We start from the raw sequence: 16563 nt of genomic DNA, 5'->3' as shown, positions 1-16563 counted from the left end.
TTTTTAGCAAGTTATTCACACGGCGGCGACTCCTGCGGGAACAAGAAGCCGTAAGACCCATACTTGAGCGTAGCGAGGGAAGCGGCTTGCGGCTTGCCCGCGGAAAGCGTCCGCCACAAGCGTAATGTATAAATATCAACAGTATCGTTTAATAGAGCCTTTACTTATTAGATAGAATTGTTATGAAATTTGTTCTTTTGTTACATGACAGCAAAAATTGTTAGAAAACTAGGAGACAGAATAACTTGTCAAGGGTGAATTACGATATATTTATTGGGATAGTTGAAAAAAATTTAATTCTTTAGATGGAATTTGTATTGTTTCTAATTATTTCTTTAAACCACTAGAACCATTGAGTTACTTCTTTTTCAAGAAACTAAACGCCTTCCTTATTTCCTCTTTCATCCATTCAAAAATTGACTCATCACTCTTTAACAATCGCTTATCAAATGTTACAAAAATACGATGATATGATGATGGTGCAAACAAAAACGTCGGAGGTAATAAAAAGATGAAGAAAAAAGCGTTGCTTTCAACTGTTACTTCGTTCGCTTTACTTGTTTCTCCGCTAGTGGGAAAAGCTGAAGCCGCACAAGGTCATATGACTACGCATGGAAAAGTGTATGTTTACCAAATGACCGACAAGGACGTTCAAAAGGTTCATCAATGGATTGATGACATTTTAGCAAGCTATCAATCAAAAAATTCGAAGTTCTATAAGCAAATTCCAGTAGAAGAGGGGACACAGCCTAAATGTACAGAGGTTCCTAAAACGATTCAAGTTCCAGAATCCAATTCAACTGTGACAACGCCACCACAACAAGTGCCATCGGTCAATCAGCCAACAAACTCCTCTTCATATGAAGTAAAAGCGTTTGAACAAAAAGTAGTTGAATTAACGAATAACGAAAGAGCAAAATTCGGACTTCCAGCATTAACATTTGAACCGGAGTTAGCTAAAGTTGCACGTGAAAAAGCGAATGATATGGCTCGTAATCATTATTTTTCTCATACAAGCCCAACGTACGGTTCTCCATTTGATATGATGAAGCAATTTGGTATTAGCTATCGAACAGCTGGAGAAAATATTGCAATGGGTCAACGCTCACCAGAACAGGTAGTAAACGATTGGATGAACTCGGAAGGGCATCGTAAAAACATTTTAAATCCGAACTTTACCCATATCGGTGTTGGATATGTAGAAAATGGTCATTATTGGACACAAATGTTTATTGGAAAATAAATCCCATCGTCGACTGTACGTGTAAGGACTGGCATCTACCAAGCGGGGCCAGTCCTCTTTTCTATTTATTCGCTTTGCAAAGGATGAAACGTATATGGGATATGGGCATCTTGGGCTAAGTCTTTATCATACGTCACCAAGTCATCGCGCGTTAATTCCTTTAATGAAGTTTTGCCCATCGCCCGTAAAGCCATTTTCATTTCTTCCGTACTAGAATAGAGGAAACGATAGGCGGCATCCGCACCTTTTTGTATATTAAATTGATTAGCAAATTTTCCGTTGTACCAGACCATTTGTGTAGGTGGCTCAAATGGAAGCGGCTTAACGCTTTGGGCGTGACTTAAGGCAAATAAAATGGCCGAACCGACATAAATCGCATCGGCTCCTAGAGCAAGTACTTTTAAAAAATCACCGGGAGAAGAAAGGCCGCCCGAAACAATGAGACTAACGTCTTCCCTTTTTTTGATCGATTTCAAATATTGGTCAGCCCTTATCAAAGCATGTAACGTCGGAATTCCAAAATCGTCTTGTAAAATCGGTGGGGCATCATGAGTACTTGCTTGGCCGCCATCAATCGTAATAAAATCCACGCCTATTTGTAATAAATGGTTTATATCTTGCTCAATTTTACCACCAGCCATCATTTTGACGCCAATTGGAATACCTTTTGTAAAAGTTCGTAATTCGTCAATCAGTTCTTTAAAATCCTCTAATGTTTGATTTTCAAAAAATTGTTCATGGATAATGGCATCCTCCCCATCTTGTAAGTTCATCACCTCTCGTGCTCTCCCTTTTAACTTTTCAGGAGGAATCACCGAACCCATACCTGCTAAAGCTCCTTGTCCGAATTTTATTTCAATCATATCGGCGTTTTTTATATGCTCTTCTTCTTTTGCCCATTCCGTTTTGGAAAATTGCAAAATATAGTATTTGGCATGTTGCCGTTCTTCTGGTAGAATGCCCCCTTCACCACTATTAATAGCGGTATTCATCCTTGCAGAGGCTTGTGCTAACGCAATTTTTGCTTGTTCACTCAATCCAACTCCATACGCCATCCCGGTAATCATTAAAGGAATGCCAATTCGTAAAGGCTTTTTGGCCTTTGGGCCAATAAATACTTTCATATCGATTTCTACATTTTTATCAATCGGAAATGGGCCAGTTTGCGTTGGAATAAAGGTAATGGCATCAAAACTGGGCCACTTACGAACGGATCCAAGTGGGCGGTGAAGAACTTCAGGGCGTTCAGCACGCAAACTATTTTCGATAATTCTTAATAACCCGTACTTTTTCACACCTGGTATTAATTCAGTGATATTTTCTTCATAAGAGTCAGTAATCACTATTTTCCCCATGGAGTGAACGATGTTTTTCACAATCCTTTTCCAACCGAATAAGAGGATTAGAAAACCAATAAGGTGGACAGAAGCAATCGTCAAGATGATGATGAAAATCAATTCGTTGGCCATATCTTTTCAAACCCCTCTATCAATTCCTATCCTTAATGTTCCCTGGAAAGACAAGATTTACCCATCGCGCATAAATGTTTCCTATAAGTAGATAATAGGGACTACAGGATGAAAAAAAGGTGGGTTTCATCAATGGTTATGAAGTGGAAGAAAAATAAGCTTTTCTCAAAGCAGACAACTACGAAACAACAGTCTATTGATATGATATGGAGTTACTCTTTAAGAGATAATTTAGAGCTTTTACAAAATCAGCTTCAAATTGCTAATTTAATTCATCGGCAATTTCTTATTAACCATACAAAAGAAGCAGCGATTTTGTTTGTGAAAGGTTTGGCTGATGAGAAAAAAATTCAAGAGAAAATTTTACACCCGCTAATGTATGAACACCACTCTGATCAATTTAATCCACTTGCAGCATTATATGAATATAATGAAGTCAATGAACTAAAATTAGAGGATATTATAGATACGTTATTACACGGGGATACGATTTTAATCATTGATGGATTGAATAAACTGTTTGTCTTTAACACGACAGGTATACCGAAACGTTCCATTGAAGAACCGCAAACGGAGTCGATGTTAAAAGGAATCCATCAAGGGTTTATTGAGGTTCTTGAAGACAATATTTCGATGATCCGCCAGTTCATCGATGGTCCCCAATTGAAAATAAAAAATTTCCAAGTTGGAAGAAGAAAAAAGAATACGATTGCGATTATGTACTTACAAGACCTCGTTCATCAGGATGTGGTAAAAGAATTAGAGAAACGCATACAACAATTAAACGTCGATACGTTGTTAACCATTGGATCGTTAGAAGAATTAATTGAAGATAATCCCTACTCTCCGTTACCGCAATTCATTTCAACAGAACGTCCGGATACGGTAGGCATGCATTTATTACAAGGAAGAATAGCGATTTTAATAAATCATTCATCGGCTGTTTTAATTGGCCCGGCTACATTTTCTTCATTTTTTCATACTGTTGATGACTATAGTATTCGCTGGAATGTCACCTCTTTTATTCGGGTGTTACGATATATTGCCTTTTATTTATCGATTTTATTACCACCTCTTTATATCGCGGTCTTATCGTTTCATTATGAAGTAATTCCGATTAATTTATATGTGTCGGTGGCAGAATCACGTGAAGCCATTCCGTTTTCACCAATTATTGAAGCGTTTATTATGGAAATCACATTAGAAACGTTAAGAGAAGCAGGATTACGGTTACCAGCCCCAATTGGACAAACGGTTGGTATTGTCGGTGGTATTGTTATTGGACAGGCAGCTGTTGAAGCGGGGCTTGTAAGTAATATCATGGTCATTATCGTAGCGCTTACGGCGATATCATCGTTTATTTTACCAAATCAAGACTTTGCGGCAGGTGCACGACTTCTTCGATTCCCGTTTATGCTTATTTCCGCCCTTTTTGGGATGGTAGGAATGATGTTTGGGGTCATGATTTTGATTGGCCATGTAATTTCACTAGAGTCTTTAGGAACACCGTATGGAAATCCAATCGCTCCAACTCGCTTTAAACATTGGGGAGATTTAATTATACGATTACCAAAAACGGGAAATAAGTTAGTCGAAAAGGCCCGTCGAAACAGTTAGGTGGTTGATATGAACCGAACGACATTTAACGATATTACGTTGTTACAATATATTTTTGCCATTAATGGTATCCAAATAGGAATTGGTGTATTAACACTTCCAAGGGAAATTGCAAGTGTCGCTGGCACGAGCGGATGGATTTCAATTATATTTGGTTGGATAATATCTATTTTAGCGAGTTTTATTATTATTACAATAATGAAACAACACCCGAATGATACGATTTTTGACTTACTAAATCGTTATTTTGGGAAATATTTTGGCCGGCTGATTTCAATTGTTTGGATTTGTTATTTCGCCATTGCAAGTTTTATTCTCTTAACGGCAACGATCCGTATTATGGTCATCTGGGTTCTTCCAGAAACCCTCTATTTTTTGTTAGCATTTCTTGTTCTTGTTCCGTGGGTATTTATTGCTCGAAACGGATTACGTATTATTAGTAGATACACACAATTAGTGTTTATTATTACACTTTGGATGCCAATGATTTTATTAATACCCCTCAAAGATGCGACTTGGCTAAACTTATTACCGGTTATCAAGGATAATTGGAAAGAGGTTTTTGTTGGAGTAAAAACCACCATGTTTTCCTATTTTGGATTTGAGGTGGCTTTTATTCTTTATCCTTTTTTAAAAAATAAGGAACGAGCCTATCTTGGCATTTTTATCGCCAACACGATTACGCTATTAGTTTTTTTACAAATTACGGTTAGTTGTTTTGTTGTTTTTACATTAGAAGATTTAAACGGTTTAATTTGGCCGACGCTTAGTTTATTAAAGCCAATTTCTTTCCAATTTTTAGAACGATTGGAGATCGTCTTTCTTTCAGCCTATTTGTTTCAAATTTCAACCACCGGGATTCCATTTTTGTACTTTACGACCCTTGGAATATCTCAAATCATTGGGTGGAAAGATCACCAATACGTTTTGTATGTATTTGCCGTTCTGTTAATCATCGTAACGTTAATTTTTAATCCTTCGTACGATACAGTCTCATCATTAGGGGAGAAATGGGCAAATTTCGGAATATGGTTAATCCTCGTTTTTCCTCCTATTCTACTCATGTATATGTATGTAAAAAATAAATGGAAAAAGAAAGGGATTGGCTTATGAAAAAGTTGCTTACTTTTCCTTTGCTCATTCTCCTTCTTTTTGGGGGTGGATGTGGAGATGTATTGTACATCGAGGACACAACTGTGATGCTTGTCCTTGGTATCGATGAAGGGAAAGATAAAAAATTTACCATCTATCAAATGAGTCCTGTGTTTTCAAAAGAAGCATCCGAAAAAAGCCAATTGTTAGAAGTTCAAGCAAATTCTTTACGGGAAGCTAAACAATATTTTGACGTGATGAGTAATGGAACCGTAGTCACTGGTAAAATCCAAATCATTATCTTTTCAAAAGAGATACTAAAAAAATATGAACCGATGAATATTATTGATTATATTTATCGTGATGCCAAAAGTAGTGCAAATGCACAAATAGTAATGTTCAATGGGCCATTAGATGAAATCATGAGATTTGAAACCCCTGACAAACCCCGCTTTGGATTATTTTTAAATAACTTAATTAATAGTTCTTATAAAAATGAAACAACAGCGAAAACAACGGCAGCTACGTTTCGAAAACAAATGAGTGAAAAAGGAATCACGCCATATATAGCTGAGCTAAAAATCATGAAAGATGGTATTCGCGTTACAGGTATTGCATTATTGGATGAAAATGGTAAATACGTAACATCCATTGACATTTATGAAAGTGCGTTATTGTTGTTACTAACACGTCAAGTAGATGAGCCTGTTCCCTTCGTTGTTCAACTTCCGACGAAAGAAGAAGTTGTAACAATGAACATATTCAATACGAATTATAACAATAATGTAAAAACTGTTAATGGACAACTTCAGTTTGATTTACATTTAAACATGGACGTATCAATTGAGGAAGTTTCATCAGATAATCATCCAATAAAAAATAAGAAGGAATTAATAAAGCTAATTGAAAAACAAATTGAAAAGCAAGCAGAAGAATTAATTAAAAAACTGCAACAGGAAGAAATTGATCCATTGGGACTAGGGGTATATGCGAGAGCGTATGCATATAACCACTGGAAAAAAGTAGAAGATCGTTGGCCCAAAGAGTTTGCTAAGTCTAAAATAAATGTTCACACGAAGGTGAATGTGAAAGACCATGGTATCATCGATCGTACATTTGAATAACACATTAGTTATTTGCATTTTACGGCAACTGTTTTTACTATAATGATAAGTACATGTTCATTGGAGAGGATTGATTGTGAAAAAGAGAACGGCATTAATAACCGGGGGAGCAAAAGGAATTGGGAGGAGAAGTGCGTATACGTTAGCCGAAGTAGGTCATGATCTCATTATTAATTATCGGAAAAGTGAACAAGAGGCGGAATATTTAGCAGCCAACTTAAAAAAGGTATATGGAATAAACGTTTGGACCATTCAAGGAGATGTTGCGAATCCACAAGCATGTGAACAGATGATTCACGAAGCTTCTCAACATGTCTCTTCCATTGATATTGTCATTCATAATGCTGGACCATACATTAAGGAACGAAAAACGATGGAGCAATATACGTTAGACGAATGGCTCTATTTACTAAATGGAAATTTAACAAGTGTGTTTTATTTAACGAAACTGCTACTTCCAAAAATGAGAGAGAATCGTTGGGGAAGAATTATTACGTTCGGTTTTGACCGCGTTGAATCCGCACCTGGGTGGATTTATCGTTCGGCTTTCGCCGCAGCGAAAACTGGACTGGCTTCCTTAACAAAAACGCTGGCTTTAGAAGAAGCACCCAATGGGATTACCGTTAATATGATTTGTCCGGGTGACATTATCGGGGACTGGAAAGAAAAAAGCATCGATGAAGCGATTACTTATAAAGATTCGTCTTCTCCAGTAGGACGGCCAGGGACCGGCGAGGATATTTCACGTGTCATTGCTTTTCTTTGTGATGAAAGGTCAAGTTTTATTACAGGGAGTATTATTCCAGTCACGGGAGGAAAAGATGTTCTCGGCAAAGTGTATCATCAACAATAAAGCCTACTACCCGATATGCTGTTATAAAGAAGGATGGGGATTTCCCATCCTGTTTTTATATCGAGTGTTGTTTTCGATATTTTTTTTGTACCCACCATAATCGATAGGACAACGTAACAGCACCAGCAGCTAAGCCAGTAATCAACCCAAGCCAGTACCCGAAAGGACCTAAGAGAGTGAAATTGGCTAACATATACCCAAGAGGAAGACCGATGATCCAATAAGAAATAAAAGCCATTAAAAAAGTTACATTGACATCTTTATATCCACGTAACGCTCCTTGGACGGGAGCTTGAATGGCATCTGATAATTGAAAAAAGACCGCGTACAGTAAAAACTGGCTCGTTAATGTAAGGACGTTCGAATCATCCGTATACAACGCAGCTACCACATCTTTATATATAAAAAGCAATAAACCACAAAAAAATGAGAGTCCGACCGCAATGCTAATTCCTAAAAAGCTATAAGTTGAGGCATCTTTAAACCTTCTTGCTCCCACTTCAAATCCAACAACAATCGTTAAGGCTATTGAGATGCTTAATGGAACCATATATAGCATCGAAGCAAAATTTAATGCTGCTTGGTGAGAGGCCACGGTAACTGTCCCAAATGGACTCATTAATAAGGTGACTGCTGAAAAAATACTCGTTTCGAAAAAAATCGATAAACCGATGGGCACACCAATTATCAATATATCTTTCCATTTTCGTAAATCAACTGGCTGAACTTGACGCCAAATTCGAAATTGTTGGAAAGGAACACGTTGGTCGATAATCCAAATGGCTACAAATAAGATGAACCAGTAAGTAATGGCCGAAGCATATCCGGCACCTACTCCTCCAAATGGAGGAACAAATAGTGCCCCATAAATAAACACGTAATTTAAGGCAACATTAACCGGTAAGGAAAGAAGTGTAATGATCATCGTCGTTCGGGTCATTCCAAGAGCGTCAATAAACGATCGACAGACTTGATACATAAACAAAGGAAAGATTCCGAAAGATAGCGCCACTAAATAATCATGGGCAATTTGTTGCACTTTATCATCTAACTGCATCATGTTTAAAAACGGGTCTAAAAAAATCGAACCGATACCGATTACGATGAAAGCCATCACAGTAGAAACATAGATTCCTTGTATGACAGAAAACGAAACGTCCTTTTTTTCCCCTGCTCCTATTAATTGGGAGACAATAGGGGTAATAGATAAAAGAATGCCACTTAACCCTGTAAAAATAGGGACCCAAATCGAACTGCCGATGGCTACACCTGCTAAATCGGTGGATGAATAATTTCCAGCCATTATCGTATCAAAAAAATTCATCGCATACATCGATAATTGAGTAATTAATATTGGTAATAATATTAGAAAAAATTGCTTTAATTTTTGACCTTTCGTATACGTTTGAACCATCATGCTGCTCACTCCATCTTCTTCCAACGAATGTGAAATATTATACCATACGATTTTCTTTTTTACATATCATATTTTGCTTCCTTTCTTCATAGGATGGAAGGGACAAGCCTAGTGAAGGAGGAAGAATATGGCGTTTAAGTACTCAAAAGGATGGTTTGTGCAACAATTAAAGGAAGCTGGAGTAAGGAACCATCCTCAAGATTTCCGAAAAATTGAATTATACAAAACTCCGATTCTACGACAACTTTATGCTCAATATGTAAATGAAGGACGACAAGCGAAAAACGAGTCAACTGAATGACTCGTTTTTCATGCTTCCAAAGCTGTTTGATTATCGTCAAGGGAATGATATTGACGACGATCATATAGTTGAAATAAATCTTTTGGAACTTCAAATAAATCATAACTATGGGAAGATTGATTTACTTGTTGGTATAAGAGAGGTCGCGTTTCGTTAGCTAAAACGACGTATGGAAGTTTTTCGGCAGCTTTTCGTGAGCGGATATTTTCTTTTCGAATACGCATAAAAACCGTGTGGATGTTTAATTCGTAAAACAATTCCTGAAAGAATGCTTCTTTTGCTCGGCGGTTATAGCCTTTACCGTGAAACGGCTTTCCTAGCCAAGTACCTAAAAAGCCCGCTCCGTTTTCAATATCAAACAAATTTATTGTTCCGATTGGATTACCCCACTCATCCAAAATCGTTCGCGAAATAAGTTCTCCGCGTTCTTCAGCTTCAATGTTTTGCTTTGTAATGAAAAGAAATTCTTCGTATGAGTATGCTTTTTGACGCACGAAAGGGAAGACCTCCGGATGCGTCATCAGCTCGTACAGCACATGACAATCAGTTAAGTCTCTTTTTTTAAGCAAAATCATCCCTCCACTAGAGGGCGGTCCAAGTGGGCCCACCCTCGAAATTTTTTAAAGTTGCATAAAAAATTTCGGGGTGGGAATCGAACCCACTAGAACCAGTTCGAAAACTGGTGGCGCACCATTTGCCTTCCCTCAATTACCATATGAAATTGGTTCATCATCGTTTCTTCTGTATCATACAAAAAAATCATAAAAAGGGGAATAGGGAAAATGTTAATTTTTTATGAAATTCGATTTTATTGTTTTGGCTGGATTGTTAGCTTCTCTCGTTGAATATAGGCGATGTATCCATCCACCATCGTTAATACTGGTTTAGCCATGAAATGGAAAGGAAATTCGCTCCATAGGACTAAGTCGGCATCTTTTCCAACTTCGATACTTCCAATTCGGTTGTCCAGCTGTAAATTTCGGGCAGGGTTTATCGTAATTCCTTCTACTGCTTTTTGAGCAGATAAACCTTCTCGAACGGCCAATGCTGCACAAACGTTTAAATATTGGATAGGCGTGTACGGATGATCGGTTGTGATGGAGACAGATATTCCATGTTCGGTTAAAATACGATAAGTTGACCAGCTTTTATTTTTTAATTCCACTTTCGAGCGTCTTGATAAGGTAGGACCTACACTAACTTGTAACCCTCGACCTAGTAGCTTGTCTGCGATTAAATGACCTTCTGTACAATGTTCAATCCGTATATCTAAATCAAATTCATCAGCCAATCGTAGAGCTGATAAAATATCATCGGCACGATGGGCGTGTATTCGGACGGGAATTTCTTTCCGTAGCGCAAGTAAAAGGGGAATCACTCGTATATCATCCATTGCCTTAGAAACTTTTGCATGATAAAAGGCTTCTCTTAACATCCCCATAATACCCATTCGGGTAATGGAATCTTTGTTTCCGTTACTATGTATACGCTTCGGATTTTCCCCTAAGGCAATTTTTAACCCTGCTGTCCGTTTGATAACCATTTGGTCGACACTTTTTCCAAATGTCTTGATGACAGAAGTCGTTCCGCCGATTACATTAGCACTTCCAGGCATCACATGGACTGTCGTAATCCCGTGACGAATGGCATCTTGAAATCCGGGATCAAGAGGATATACTCCGTCCAACGCACGGATATGTGGAGTTAAAGGTTCATTTGTTTCATTGGCATCGTTTCCTGCCCAACCTGTACCTTCATCATACAACCCAAGATGTGTATGAACGTCGATAAACCCTGGTAGTAAATAATAGCCTTGACAAAGAATAATTTCCATATCGCTCGTTGGTTCAATTGATGGAGCTATAGCGCGAATTTTTCCATCTTGAACGAGAACATCTCCTTTTTCCATCATTGGTGAGGTGACCCGAATGATTTTCGCTTGTTTCAGTAACCGTTTTGTCATTTTTTCTCCACCTTTGCACATAGATGAACTTATTATATTCTTTGAAGTATTTGAAAAGTAAGAGATTTGAATATAAAAATTTTTAAATATTTAATAAAACATCCTAATGATCGCTCCTACTCACAACACGTGCCCGGTAAACCATTTCAAGGATAGTTTTTTCATCCAACGAACCATCAATACAATTGCTATATAACTGTAAAGTGATGCCGCTACTGTTTCTATGAATAGACTTGGAAAAGTCATATTTCCATATAGCCATAGAATTCATCAACAATTCCTCCAATTACGGGTGGAAAAGAAAGAAAAATAAACAGCCGTTTGGCGTTCAATCCGTGAAAAAGATTTGTCTTAGCTATATATAGTCATATGAAATCAAACGAAAAGGAAGACGTACTTTTTCAATGGGTGAAACAATCGGGTAGGATGTAACGTAGAATAAATGAGAAATCGAATAAAGAGAGGATGATTATCATGCCTTCAAAAGATGAACGAATCTTTGCAGCGGCCATTTATTTAATTAGTTTTGTTACTGCCTTTATCGGTCCGCTTGTGATTTGGCTCATCAAAAAAGACGATTCTCCGTTCGTTGACTATCATGGAAAAGAATATTTCAACTTTTTTATTAGCTATTCCGTGTACGGTCTCGTCTCTTGTATCCTTGTATTAGTTCTGATAGGGGGACTTTTATTAGGGCTCCTTGGAATTTTAGCCATCGTGTTTACCATTGTGGCCGCCGTTAAGGCGTTTGAAGGAGAGGAGTATCGTATTCCGTTTATTTTTAGAATCATTAAATAACAAACTTTTTCACTTTAAGTTAGTTAAAAGATGCAATTTTTTAATAATTATGGTACGATAGCATTAAATCGAATAGGTTTTCCTTCGGGGCAGGGTGAAATTCCCGACCGGCGGTGATGAGGTCATTCCTCTTAGCCCGTGACCCGTTTTCTTTAACAAAGAAAACGGTGGATTTGGTGAAATTCCAAAGCCGACAGTAATAGTCTGGATGGGAGAAGGAAAAGGAAGCGTCTAAATAGATCTTTGACCTACTACATGAAATACCACTGTCAACAGTTGTGATGTGACAGCAGTTTGAAAAAGGGGTCATAAGACGCTTATTTCGTCGTGCCTTCTTATCGCCCCTTGCTGAAAAAGGGGCGATTTTTTTCGAAAGGAGGTGCGAATTTGATGAAAAAGTGTCATCGTATCTATTCTTCCCGAATAAAGAGTCCAAATGGTGGAAGAAGAGGAAAGGAACTGTTGTTTATTTTTATGCATTTTATTAATTTTAAAAAGTCGATCCACTTTATCATCAAGATAATCCATCAATTTGCGCGACGGTTTCTCCCAAATGTGCCCCAATTGTAAAACCCATTCGATGCATTTCCTTCCATTTCTATTCCTTACTTACTAATTGTCAATCGATTTGAACGAAAGGTGGGTGACAGCTTGTTCACAGGGATTATTGAAGAAATTGGAACAGTTTTAGCGGTTCAGCAAGGCCAACAATCGTTAAAACTAACCATTGAAGCTTCCGTTGTATTGTCTGATGTTCATATAGGCGATTCGATTGCCGTTAATGGTGTTTGTTTAACCGTTACTTCTTTTACCCAATCAACGTTCGATGTGGATGTAATGCCTGAGACGTTTCACCACACGTCGCTTAAATGGTTAAAAAAAGGTTCACCAGTGAATTTAGAGCGAGCAATGCATGCCCAAGGACGATTTGGTGGGCACTTTGTTTCAGGACATGTCGATGCGACCGGAACGATTAAAAGAAAGAAAGCCGTTGATAATGCACTTTACGTAACGATCGACATCCCTACTTCTTTACAACCGTTGATGATGGAAAAAGGATCGGTAGCCATTGATGGTACATCGTTAACGATTTTTGACGTAAAAAATGGAGAAATAACTGTGTCGTTAATTCCACATACGCAAGAAATGACTGTTTTAGCGAAAAAAAGTGTCGGCGACATAGTCAATATTGAAGGAGACATGTTAGCTAAATATGTTCAACATATGCTACAACGTACGGTTACAAAAAAAGAGACAATTACTATGGAATTTCTTCAAAAAAACGGATTTTTATCATGAGGTGATCCGGAATGTTTCATTCAATCGAAGAAGCGTTAGAAGATTTAAAACAAGGAAAAGTGGTTATCGTGGTGGACGATGAAGACCGCGAAAATGAAGGTGACTTTGTCGCATTAGCAGAAAAAGCGACTCCCGAAGTCATTAATTTTATGGCAAAAGAAGGTAGGGGGCTCATTTGTGTACCGATTACGGAACAGTTAGCCGATAAGCTTGATCTTCAGCCGATGACTACCGTTAATACCGATACGCATGGAACCGCCTTTACAGTAAGTATTGATCATAAATCTACCCATACGGGGATTAGTGCGTTTGAGCGTTCAACAACCGTGTTAGCGATGCTTGAAGAGGAGGCTAAGCCTGACGATTTTAAACGGCCAGGTCACATTTTTCCGCTGGTGGCGAAAGAAGGCGGGGTGTTACGACGAGCCGGTCATACAGAAGCAGCCGTCGATTTAGCAAAATTATGTGGAGCAAAACCTGCTGGAGTCATTTGTGAAATTATGAAAGATGACGGGACGATGGCAAGGGTACCAGAATTACAAGAGATGGCTCGAAAATGGAACATGAAGATGATTACCATTCAAGATTTAATTGCTTACCGTCGGATAAAAGAAAAGCTTGTTCATCGGGAAGTGGAAATTCAATTGCCAACGGATTTTGGTACGTTTCGAGTGTTTGGGTATACAAATGACATTGACGGTAAAGAGCATGTAGCGCTAGTAAAAGGGGAGATTTCAGGAGATGAGCCTGTCTTAGTCCGAGTTCATTCGGAATGCTTAACGGGCGACGTGTTTGGCTCGCATCGTTGCGATTGTGGCCCGCAACTTGCTGCTGCTTTAACTCAAATTGAAGAAGAAGGAAAAGGTGTTTTACTGTACATGCGTCAAGAAGGACGTGGAATCGGACTCATCAATAAATTAAAGGCATATAAGCTCCAAGAAGAAGGATTGGATACGGTTGAAGCCAATCATAAACTTGGATTTGGAGCGGACCTTCGCGATTACGGAATCGGGGCTCAAATTTTGCGTGACATTGGCATACGTAAGATGCGACTGTTAACCAATAACCCACGAAAAATCGCAGGACTCAAAGGATACGGATTAGAAGTTGTAGAACGTGTTCCAATTCAAATGCCATCGAAAGAAGCTAACGAGCGATACTTACGCACAAAATATGAAAAATTAGGTCATTTATTAAAATTTTAAGGAGGATAATGAGATGAAACGAGTATTGGAAGGTCATTTAGTCGGTACAGGAGTGAAAGTTGCTATTGTAGTTTCACGTTTCAATGAATTTATTACGAGTAAATTATTAAGCGGAGCAGAAGATGCGCTAAAGCGCCATGGGGTGAATGAAGAGGATGTAACCATCGTATGGGTGCCAGGTGCCTTTGAGATTCCTTTGGCGGCAAAAAAATTGGCAGAGTCCCAAAAATACGATGCCGTGATTACATTAGGGACCGTCATCCGCGGGGCCACTCCGCATTTTGATTACGTCTCTAACGAAGTCGCTAAGGGTGTAGCCAATGTGGCACTACAATCTGGAGTTCCAGTCATCTTCGGTGTCTTAACCACTGATACGATTGAACAGGCGATTGAACGTGCTGGGACGAAAGCAGGGAACAAAGGTTGGGAAGCAGCCGTTAACGCAATCGAAATGGCCAACCTTTATCGGGAACTCGCATAATGAATGTACACCTTCTGTCCGAACAAAGGCGGAAGGTGTTTTTTTACTGTGTTTGGTATCAATTCAGAGGGAGATTGTTTTCTTTTACATAATTTTTTTACTTCATTGACACTTTCCATAAGGATTGCATTTTCGACAAAATTTGATAAAATCCTAAACTGTGGCTTGCCTTCTTGAAAAGGTAAAGTGGGTAGGGAGAGGGACTTAAAAATTTGAGGATGGAAGATGAAACAATCACGAATAGGAGGTTGGTTTCAGCTCGACGCACACGGTTCGGCGCTTCGTAAAGAAATCATCGCTGGTGTCATTGGTTTTATGACAACGGTGTATATTATTGCAGTTAATTCGTTCATTTTGTCTGAAGCGGGTATACCGCTTGAAGGTGCCGTTTTGGCAACAATATTGACCTGCTTCATTTCTTGCCTATTGATGGGGTTTTGGGCAAATACGCCAATTATTCTCGTCCCTGGAATGGGCATTAACGCTATGTTTACGTACACTCTTGTACAATCAATGGGTCTATCATGGCAAGAAGCATTAGCCGTAGTGTTTATTTCGGGTGCATTATTTGTCGTAACAGCGTTTACACGCTTGTCTCAACTGTTAAGTGATGCCATCCCAGCTACATTAAAAGAAGCCATTACCGTTGGATTAGGGTTGTTTTTAATGTTAATTGGATTAGAAAAAGGCGGCATCGTCGAACGGGGAGACAATTCTATTATCGCACTAGGCCAATTAAATGAACCGATTGTTATGGCTACAGTGATTTCCTTTTTTGTAGCGATGATTTTATTTTTACGAAACGTTCCGGGTAACTTTCTTTGGAGCATTTTATTTGGAACCTTGCTTGCTTGGTGGCTAGATTTATTACCGAAACAGGCATCTTCATCAAAATTTCGTTTTAGTGATTATCAAGAAGTATTTGCTAACATGTCCTTTGCGTCGTGGATGGAGTTACCTTTTTGGGTAGCGGTCTTCTCCATCACGATGGTTATAGTTTTTGAAAATATTGGTCTTGTTCATGGGCATGTGACGATTTTGCGTCAACCTGAAAAATTTAAAAAAGCATACCAAGCAAATGCTATTTCTGCGATGCTTTCAGGGGTATTCGGAACGAGTCCGACCGTTTCGAGTGTGGAAAGTGCAGCTGCTATGGCTAGCGGTGGACGTACCGGCCTAACAGCTGTGACAACAGGGATACTGTTTTTAAGCTCCATCTTCTTTATTCCATACATGAAATATATTCCGGATAACGCCATTGCTCCCATTTTAATGATTATTGGTGGGTTAATGATTCAAAACGTCCGGAATTTGGAGCTGAAGGATCTCACGGAAGCCTTCCCAGCCATTTTTATTATCGCAATGATTCCATTTACATCTAGTATCGCCGATGGAATTGCGATCGGATTCATTTTATATCCAATTTTAAAAGTGGCGAGTGGGAAAGGTAAAGATGTGTCGTTCCCTTTGTATGTGATTGCTGGGTTATTCTTTATCAATTTTGTGCTTCATTCTGTACAACTATAATGAAAAAAGGAGTTAACGTTACGTGTTAACTCCTTTTTTTACTAGCTCTACCCTGAAATAACTGTGGATAACTTTTGCTGTTATTTTATTCATCGATGTGCCAATTTTTATTGTCATGGTTGTCTGTTAAACGATACTGTTGATATGTATACATTACGCTTGTGGCGGACGCTT

Annotated in this window: 15 protein-coding genes and 1 riboswitch; of the genes, 11 read left to right on the top strand and 4 right to left on the bottom strand. The window is 38.6% G+C overall.

Annotated elements, in window-relative coordinates; genetic code table 11:
• Nucleotides 1-511 precede the first annotated feature (511 nt).
• Entirely contained in the window at nt 512-1243 is a 732-nt protein-coding gene (locus ABES52_RS12295) for a CAP domain-containing protein (protein ID WP_429651452.1), read from the top strand.
• Between the two features lie 65 nt (nt 1244-1308).
• Here the strand turns inward: ABES52_RS12295 and ABES52_RS12290 are convergent, their stop codons facing one another.
• On the bottom strand, nt 1309-2712 hold the full coding sequence (locus ABES52_RS12290; protein WP_429651451.1) for an FMN-binding glutamate synthase family protein: 1404 nt from the start codon (nt 2710-2712) through the stop codon (nt 1309-1311).
• A 132-nt stretch (nt 2713-2844) separates the two neighbouring features.
• Here ABES52_RS12290 and ABES52_RS12285 point away from each other — a divergent pair, with 132 nt between their 5' ends.
• The 4 genes from ABES52_RS12285 (at nt 2845) to ABES52_RS12270 (ending at nt 7398) form a co-directional block, all read left to right on the top strand.
• Nucleotides 2845-4329 carry a spore germination protein gene (locus tag ABES52_RS12285; RefSeq protein WP_429651450.1) on the top strand — a complete coding sequence of 495 codons (1485 nt, stop codon included), beginning with the start codon at nt 2845-2847 and terminating at the stop codon, nt 4327-4329.
• A gap of 9 nt (nt 4330-4338) precedes the next feature.
• Nucleotides 4339-5442 carry a GerAB/ArcD/ProY family transporter gene (locus tag ABES52_RS12280; RefSeq protein ID WP_429651449.1) on the top strand — a complete coding sequence of 368 codons (1104 nt, stop codon included), beginning with the start codon at nt 4339-4341 and terminating at the stop codon, nt 5440-5442.
• The gene (locus ABES52_RS12275) at nt 5439-6545 is read left to right on the top strand and encodes a Ger(x)C family spore germination protein (RefSeq protein ID WP_429651448.1); all 1107 of its coding nucleotides are present in this window, start codon (nt 5439-5441) and stop codon (nt 6543-6545) included. Before ABES52_RS12280 ends, ABES52_RS12275 begins: the two co-directional genes overlap by 4 nt.
• Nucleotides 6546-6621: 76 nt before the next feature.
• Nucleotides 6622-7398, top strand: coding sequence for an SDR family oxidoreductase (locus tag ABES52_RS12270; protein WP_429651447.1), 777 nt, complete (start codon nt 6622-6624; stop codon nt 7396-7398).
• Between the two features lie 55 nt (nt 7399-7453).
• On the opposite strand, the gene ABES52_RS12265 is transcribed toward ABES52_RS12270, so the two are convergent.
• Nucleotides 7454-8812, bottom strand: a complete 1359-nt coding sequence (locus ABES52_RS12265) for an MATE family efflux transporter (protein WP_429651453.1) — start codon at nt 8810-8812, stop codon at nt 7454-7456.
• 130 nt (nt 8813-8942) lie between these two features.
• Here ABES52_RS12265 and ABES52_RS12260 point away from each other — a divergent pair, with 130 nt between their 5' ends.
• Complete coding sequence (locus ABES52_RS12260) at nt 8943-9116, top strand: YflJ family protein (RefSeq protein WP_429651446.1); 174 nt, start codon at nt 8943-8945, stop codon at nt 9114-9116.
• A gap of 8 nt (nt 9117-9124) precedes the next feature.
• On the opposite strand, the gene ABES52_RS12255 is transcribed toward ABES52_RS12260, so the two are convergent.
• Nucleotides 9125-9685 (bottom strand): GNAT family N-acetyltransferase, encoded by a 561-nt coding sequence (locus ABES52_RS12255; protein ID WP_429651445.1) that lies wholly within the window; start codon nt 9683-9685, stop codon nt 9125-9127.
• Nucleotides 9686-9924: 239 nt separating this feature from the next.
• On the bottom strand, nt 9925-11079 hold the full coding sequence (locus ABES52_RS12250) for an amidohydrolase (RefSeq protein WP_429651444.1): 1155 nt from the start codon (nt 11077-11079) through the stop codon (nt 9925-9927).
• Between the two features lie 474 nt (nt 11080-11553).
• On the opposite strand from ABES52_RS12250, the gene ABES52_RS12245 reads away from it, so the two are divergent.
• The 5 genes from ABES52_RS12245 (at nt 11554) to ABES52_RS12225 (ending at nt 16389) form a co-directional block, all read left to right on the top strand.
• Entirely contained in the window at nt 11554-11877 is a 324-nt protein-coding gene (locus tag ABES52_RS12245) for a DUF4870 domain-containing protein (RefSeq protein WP_429651443.1), read from the top strand.
• Nucleotides 11878-11953: 76 nt separating this feature from the next.
• Nucleotides 11954-12101: riboswitch (FMN riboswitch) on the top strand.
• A gap of 427 nt (nt 12102-12528) precedes the next feature.
• On the top strand, nt 12529-13176 hold the full coding sequence (gene ribE, locus ABES52_RS12240; protein ID WP_429651442.1) for a riboflavin synthase: 648 nt from the start codon (nt 12529-12531) through the stop codon (nt 13174-13176).
• An 11-nt stretch (nt 13177-13187) separates the two neighbouring features.
• Nucleotides 13188-14381, top strand: a complete 1194-nt coding sequence (locus ABES52_RS12235) for a bifunctional 3,4-dihydroxy-2-butanone-4-phosphate synthase/GTP cyclohydrolase II (RefSeq protein WP_429651441.1) — start codon at nt 13188-13190, stop codon at nt 14379-14381.
• A 13-nt stretch (nt 14382-14394) separates the two neighbouring features.
• Nucleotides 14395-14862, top strand: coding sequence for a 6,7-dimethyl-8-ribityllumazine synthase (gene ribH / locus ABES52_RS12230; protein WP_429651440.1), 468 nt, complete (start codon nt 14395-14397; stop codon nt 14860-14862).
• Between the two features lie 225 nt (nt 14863-15087).
• A complete protein-coding gene (locus ABES52_RS12225) occupies nt 15088-16389 on the top strand; it encodes an NCS2 family permease (RefSeq protein WP_429651439.1) in 1302 nt (433 codons plus the stop codon).
• Nucleotides 16390-16563 lie beyond the last annotated feature (174 nt).

It is taken from the genome of Aeribacillus pallidus, assembly GCF_050478865.1.
Lineage (GTDB): Bacteria > Bacillota > Bacilli > Bacillales > JACDOC01 > JACDOC01.
Note: the sequence above shows the minus strand (reverse complement) of the source record. Positions and strands in the feature narration are given on the sequence as shown.

Excerpts from the sequence above, each read along its gene's own strand:
- ABES52_RS12245 (WP_429651443.1), top strand. The coding sequence starts at position 11,554 with ATGCCTTCAAAAGATGAACGAATCTTTGCAGCGGCCATTTATTTAATT.
- ABES52_RS12235 (WP_429651441.1), top strand. The coding sequence starts at position 13,188 with ATGTTTCATTCAATCGAAGAAGCGTTAGAAGATTTAAAACAAGGAAAA.
- ABES52_RS12295 (WP_429651452.1), top strand. The coding sequence starts at position 512 with ATGAAGAAAAAAGCGTTGCTTTCAACTGTTACTTCGTTCGCTTTACTT.
- ribH (WP_429651440.1), top strand. The coding sequence starts at position 14,395 with ATGAAACGAGTATTGGAAGGTCATTTAGTCGGTACAGGAGTGAAAGTT.
- ABES52_RS12285 (WP_429651450.1), top strand. The coding sequence starts at position 2,845 with ATGGTTATGAAGTGGAAGAAAAATAAGCTTTTCTCAAAGCAGACAACT.
- ABES52_RS12275 (WP_429651448.1), top strand. The coding sequence starts at position 5,439 with ATGAAAAAGTTGCTTACTTTTCCTTTGCTCATTCTCCTTCTTTTTGGG.
- ABES52_RS12290 (WP_429651451.1), bottom strand. The coding sequence starts at position 2,712 with ATGGCCAACGAATTGATTTTCATCATCATCTTGACGATTGCTTCTGTC.
- ABES52_RS12265 (WP_429651453.1), bottom strand. The coding sequence starts at position 8,812 with ATGGTTCAAACGTATACGAAAGGTCAAAAATTAAAGCAATTTTTTCTA.
- ABES52_RS12250 (WP_429651444.1), bottom strand. The coding sequence starts at position 11,079 with ATGACAAAACGGTTACTGAAACAAGCGAAAATCATTCGGGTCACCTCA.
- ABES52_RS12260 (WP_429651446.1), top strand. The coding sequence starts at position 8,943 with ATGGCGTTTAAGTACTCAAAAGGATGGTTTGTGCAACAATTAAAGGAA.
- ABES52_RS12280 (WP_429651449.1), top strand. The coding sequence starts at position 4,339 with ATGAACCGAACGACATTTAACGATATTACGTTGTTACAATATATTTTT.
- ABES52_RS12225 (WP_429651439.1), top strand. The coding sequence starts at position 15,088 with ATGAAACAATCACGAATAGGAGGTTGGTTTCAGCTCGACGCACACGGT.